The 4,584-nt window shown below is 63.2% G+C and carries 5 protein-coding genes; all 5 read right to left on the bottom strand.

Translation table 11 applies throughout. The features are described 5' to 3' along the window. Positions 1 to 262: 262 nt before the first annotated feature. On the bottom strand, positions 263 to 910 hold the full coding sequence (locus tag TA5113_RS16585) for a DUF6927 domain-containing protein (protein ID WP_058314149.1): 648 nt from the start codon (positions 908 to 910) through the stop codon (positions 263 to 265). Further along, the gene (locus TA5113_RS16580; RefSeq protein ID WP_058314148.1) at positions 910 to 1,503 is read right to left on the bottom strand and encodes a hypothetical protein; all 594 of its coding nucleotides are present in this window, start codon (positions 1,501 to 1,503) and stop codon (positions 910 to 912) included. Before TA5113_RS16580 ends, TA5113_RS16585 begins: the two co-directional genes overlap by 1 nt. 74 nt (positions 1,504 to 1,577) lie before the next feature. Then, positions 1,578 to 3,560, bottom strand: coding sequence for a ParB/RepB/Spo0J family partition protein (locus tag TA5113_RS16575; RefSeq protein WP_058314147.1), 1,983 nt, complete (start codon positions 3,558 to 3,560; stop codon positions 1,578 to 1,580). Positions 3,561 to 3,718: 158 nt separating this feature from the next. Beyond that, positions 3,719 to 4,108: a DUF3768 domain-containing protein gene (locus TA5113_RS16570; protein ID WP_058314146.1), complete on the bottom strand. Its 390-nt coding sequence runs from the start codon at positions 4,106 to 4,108 to the stop codon at positions 3,719 to 3,721. Between the two features lie 70 nt (positions 4,109 to 4,178). Then, positions 4,179 to 4,584: zincin-like metallopeptidase domain-containing protein (locus TA5113_RS17305; protein WP_258953947.1), on the bottom strand; the 406-nt coding region annotated here is incomplete at its 5' end.

Below are 4,584 nucleotides of genomic sequence, written 5' to 3'. Positions count from 1 at the left end.
AACGCCTCCCGCATGATATGGGCAAGCGCCGAACTGCGCAGGGGCTGGTGATCAATCTCCGCTCCCACCTGCCTCAGAGCGGTGGAAAGATCGGGATCGGAGACGTTAAGAACTGGGTTTGTTGGGGTTGGCTTGGCCATGGGGTTTGTCCTTTGGATCAGGGTCTGAGTTCCAAAAGACAAAAAGCCCCCTCTACACTTTGTAAGAGCAGAGAGGTCTCGAAGGAAGCGCCGGTGCTTGATGGTCCAGTCGTTCAATCCTCCTACCCCGCCAGGAACTCCGCCAACACCGGGCTGGCCGCGCCCTTTGCGGAGCTGAGGAGCACCGATCCAGTAAGCGAGGCTTTCGACAGGCGCACGAGACCGCCGGTTTCCTCGATGCGGTAACAGCGGCGTCTCGAGCGACCGCGCCTGTAGTGGGTCACGGTGACGATCTGGCAGGTGCTGCCGTCGGAGAGCGTCACGGGCGCGGCGAGTTTGATCCTGTCACCTTCCTGGTAGTCCGGAATCGCCGCCCAGTCCCGGCAGCGCCGGCGCCAGGCATGGGCATAGCTGTCGGGGTCCTTGAGTTCGGACAGCAGGGCGAGGAGGTTGAGTGGCGCGCGGGACTCGACGGGACCAGCGCTTTCCTCCATGTCCTTGTAACCCCAGCAGCCGTCGTCGTATCGGGTGAGGAATACGGCACCGAAGGTGATGGAGCCATCGGCGTCAGTGACATAGGTCGCATCCTCGACCGAAGATCCGTGGAGGTTTGTGACCCTCGCTGCCGTGTACCAGGTCGACCCCACCTTGCAGGCCTTGAGCGGTTCTGTCTTTCGGATGTCGGTCTCGAAGGTACAGAGCCGTGTGATTTCCGCTTTCTCATCCGCGTAGGTCTGGACTCGGCGGTCGGTGTAAAAGAGCCATCCCACTATGCCGCCCTCCGATCATCGAGCTCCATGAGCGCATCGAGCGGCACGCGATAGGGCTGCATGGCGTCGAAATCCTCGCAATTGCCGCAGTTCTGCACGATCGCGAACGTGTCACAGGCGTCCTTGAGGATGACTCGGAAGGTACCCCCGAGACCAGAGGGCACGTCATAGGCTCCGCCGATGAGATAATCCGCTGCGCGGCGCACGAAGACGCGGATGCTGTGGCCATCCGTGGCGAGCCGGATCGTGCCCTGCCCCCGGTCGATGAGCACTTGAACGTCGTCCAGGATGTCCGTGTAGAACTGCCCGGTCAGATCGCGAAACGCCATGCGGCGCTGCGCCATCCAGTCGGTGTCCCGAAACGGGTTCATGCCATCGGCGAAGGCGAAGGAGGGATCCGCCTGCTCAGTCGTGACGATGCGGGTTGTTGTGTCATCAATGCCGTTCGAGCGCAGATGCACGCCATTGCCGACGATCAGGATCAGGGCGGGCCTGTCCACGGGTCCATTCCAGTTGGGCAGGAATGTCTTGCAGCCGCGCGCAAGGCCGATCTGCGCCGCGACAGCGGACGCGGAGAACTTGAGAATAGCCATGGGGATGTCTTTCTGTTCGGTGTGGGAGGGTCGACCCGCGCGGGCGGAATGCCTCGCGCGGACCGCGTGATGGCTCAGGCCGCTTGCGCGACCTCGCTGTCAGGCTCCGGGGTTTCCGCAATGGGCGCCGTCTCATCACAGGCGACACCGGCGGTCTGCATCATCGGCGGGCACCAGGTGGCCACGGCAGCACGCTGCGCGTCGGTGAGCGTGGCGAAGGGTTCGGCGAAGAGCTTGTCGCAGAAGGCGACGATCTCCTTCTTGCTCGACGAGGCCAGCGTCACCGCCTCCTGGGCCAGACCCAGATCTTCGCCGAGGATTTTCAGGAGCCAGGCCTTCTTGAGGCGGTTGAACAGCGCCGCGTTCGGCGTCCAATGTGCACGAATGTCGGGCATGATCTCGATCTCGAAATCATGCATCAGGCTGTCGCGCCGAGAGTCCCGCGCAAAGCAGGACTGCGTGGTGCTTGCTGTGGCATAGGCGACGAGCTTGGCCTTCTCCCCTGCCTCGAGCGCGCGAAACGCCGCGAACTGATCGGCTGGGGACCGGGCCTCATCGAGCCACGTCAGATCGAGCACATCGTGGGCTGCGGCCACCTGCTCGAGCGACGTGCCGTCGATCTCGTCCATCTTGGCGTGGCTGCGGTATTCCTTGCGGGCATCGATCTTGATCGCCTGCGTGACACTCATGCCGCTGTCCAGAACGTCGCTGACCAGCTTGAAGAGGGTCAGATCGAGCGTGGCCTCGGGCTGCAACGCCATCGCGGCGCCAAGGGCCATCGCACGTTCGGTCTTGAGATCCTCGGCCAGCGAAGCCGGATAGGTGATCTCGCCGGCGTCGGGGGCTTCCTCCCCGGTCGTGTTGGCTGAGGCGGCGCGCGCGCCCTCTTCTTTCACGATGTCCTCCGGGCGCAAGAGGCCCACATGGAGCGTCACCTGCCCGTTGGACCAGGACGCGATCACGCCTGCACGGGCGAGATCCTCGGCGCTATAGGCCTCCTGCAGGTCGCGGGCTTCCTCTTCCAGAGCGTCGACGCGGTCGTAAAGGGCGTTGTAGGCACCGTCGTCGAGCCCCTCATCTTCCATCTCGAGTTGCAGTTGCTCAAGCTCGGCGGTGATCTCATCGATGCGCTTCTGGGCAGCCTCATCCGGCTCGATCGGGCCGGGATAGACCCGGCCATAGTCCGCCATGGTCGCGTAATCGTAGCGGACCATCGCATCCGCCCAGGCAAAGCCCAGTTTTGCGCGAGCCTCCTCGGCGGCGACCCCGAGCTTCTCGAGCAGGATGGTCTCGACCAGCGCCGCATCCTCGAGCACGGAATGCTCTTCCAGAAGGTCAGCCGCGACGGCACCGCCACGCGCCTCGTAGTCCGCGCGCACGAAGGCTCCGATATCGTCGCTGACCTGCACGCCGCGGGATTTGAGCGCTTGCCGGACGGTATAGGCCTGCAGATAGCTGTCTTCCTTGGTGAGCGCCTCATAGACCTCGCGCTGAACCTCCTGGCTCGGATGCTCGGCAAAGGCCTTCATCGTGTCGAGCGTGATCGTCTTCGCCCGAGCGGCGGCGCGGATATCGGGGTGGATCAGCCCGTAGCGCAACCGGCCTTTCACGGCGGCAACGGTCGTGCCGAAAGTCTTTGCGATGGTCTCAGGCGTCTGGCCGTCGACCTCCATCATCCGCGCGAAGGCCTCGAACTCGTCGATGGCATTCATCGGCGCCTGGGTGATGTTCTCGGCGAGCGACAGCGCCGTGGTCACATCGCAATCCTCCGGCACGAGGCGGCACTCGACCTTGGTCTTGGCGGTGAAGCCCTTCGCGGCCTTGTCCGCGACCAGCTCCTTCAGCGCGGCATGGCGCCGGCCACCGGCGAGGACAGCATATTTGCCGTCAAGCTTCTGGACCAGGAGCGGCTGGAGCAGGCCCAGCACAGCGATACTGGCCTTCAGATGGGCGATGTTCTCGGGGTCATAGGTTTCCGGCGCGTTGCTGCGCACATTGGCGGGATGCGGGACGAGATCGCCGATAGCGACGGTAAGGGGAGCAAAGCTTGTGGTCATGGGATATCCTTCCAGGAGGGTGAGGTGTGGCCCGCGCGCTCACGCGCGTGACCAATCCCCGGCTTCAGGGATCACCACGACAAAAGGCCCACTCTCCCTTTGAGGGGTCAGTGGGCCTTCATCGTCTCGGATGTCAGGGGGAGGAGTCCCCTGCCCTTCTACCAGTCGCGCGCCATCATGATGGTCAGCACGCGAATGGTGGTTTCCGGGTTATCCGGGGCCTCGGCACCGTAGCGAAAATCGGAATCTGCCTCATAGAGATCAATTTTCCAGAATACGGTTTCACCCTGGATCTCGACCGCCCCGAAATCATGCCAGCCCTCCGGGTCATTCTCGGGTTCGAATGTGTCGAACGCCCCCGTGACATTCACCGCCTCGGCCATGAAACCGTCCCCCGCCTCCATGAGCGAGCGGGTCACATGCATCCGGCCTTGGATGGGCGCCTCTGGTGCTATCCCGAGGCAGGCGAGCTTGCGGAAAGCGTCATTCTGAGCGGCGATTACGGCGGGGTCTGGGCGGTCTGTCAGAGGCTGTGCTGCGTTGGTCATGGGTCTGTCCTTCGAGAAGTTTGAAACACCCTTCCCAAAGCCTGCTTTCCCTTTGCCGACACACATCCCCTCAAGCGGCCTGGTCGACCTCCTCTGCCCTGCCCGCCTCCGATCGCGCGATAAGGTACTCACAGGCGCGCTGCGCATCGGCCGCGTGCTTGAAAATCGCCTGCTTGTCCGAGCGTAGCACCCGCAGCCAGTTGTAGAGGTAAGCGGCATTCATCTCGAGCGTATGCGACGTGAACCCAAGTTCCTGCCCCAGAAAGCAGGACGTGAGCTCGGCCACGATCTCCTCGCGCGCATAGGCTGTGTTGCCAAACCGCGAAAGACCGTAGTCGCGGTTCAAGCGATGGCGCGCCTTTGTGGCATGGCCCAGTTCATGGGCCCAAACCCCGTAAAAATTTGGCGGGTTCTGGAACCGCGTAATCGGCGGCATGTAGACCTTGTCTACCGGCGGCAGATAGTAGGCATCGCTA

This window comes from Cognatishimia activa, from assembly GCF_001458335.1.
GTDB lineage: Bacteria > Pseudomonadota > Alphaproteobacteria > Rhodobacterales > Rhodobacteraceae > Cognatishimia > Cognatishimia activa.
Note: the sequence above shows the minus strand (reverse complement) of the source record. Positions and strands in the feature narration are given on the sequence as shown.

Excerpts from the sequence above, each read along its gene's own strand:
- TA5113_RS16580 (WP_058314148.1), bottom strand. The coding sequence starts at position 1,503 with ATGGCTATTCTCAAGTTCTCCGCGTCCGCTGTCGCGGCGCAGATCGGC.
- TA5113_RS16570 (WP_058314146.1), bottom strand. The coding sequence starts at position 4,108 with ATGACCAACGCAGCACAGCCTCTGACAGACCGCCCAGACCCCGCCGTA.
- TA5113_RS16575 (WP_058314147.1), bottom strand. The coding sequence starts at position 3,560 with ATGACCACAAGCTTTGCTCCCCTTACCGTCGCTATCGGCGATCTCGTC.